Origin of the sequence: Adlercreutzia sp. DFI.6.23 (assembly GCF_024462535.1) — a bacterium.
Lineage (GTDB): Bacteria > Actinomycetota > Coriobacteriia > Coriobacteriales > Eggerthellaceae > Adlercreutzia > Adlercreutzia rubneri.
The window spans coordinates 1-393 of sequence record NZ_JANGBP010000210.1 but is presented as its reverse complement, the minus strand read 5'-3'; the positions used below and the strand labels follow the sequence as shown (position 1 = coordinate 393).

General features: G+C 46.1%; 1 protein-coding gene. It reads left to right on the top strand.

The features are described from left to right. Nucleotides 1–88: 88 nt before the first annotated feature. Nucleotides 89–393, top strand: a 305-nt coding sequence (locus NE591_RS13045; RefSeq protein ID WP_256156839.1) for a hypothetical protein, incomplete at its 3' end; no start/stop codon positions are given.

Genomic DNA, 393 nt, shown 5'->3' with positions numbered 1-393 from the left:
TTCATAGACCTCTCCCGAACGGTTCGTTTTGCAATACAAACGATTATAATATCTACAACCAATCTGAGTAATGATAAAGAGGACGAACATGGCTGAATCGGACAAAGAAATCATTCCAAGAGCTAGCAACGAAATCGATCCATATGACTCGAACTATCCTGCTGCTCTTCTTGCAAAGAGCGTAGGCTCGTCTCTTGAAAAGGCCGATAGGGCAGCTGAGGCCTTCATCGCTGCAGTATCCAAGGACGCCTCGCTTGTTGCTCAAACCGCCGAAGCCTTTACGAAAGGCGTTCGGTACGTTGTCGACACGCCTGACGCAATGATCGACTCTTTGGAAAAAGGAAGAATCAAGTTTACGCAAGAGAATAACGGCAAGATGTATGCCCAAATTAG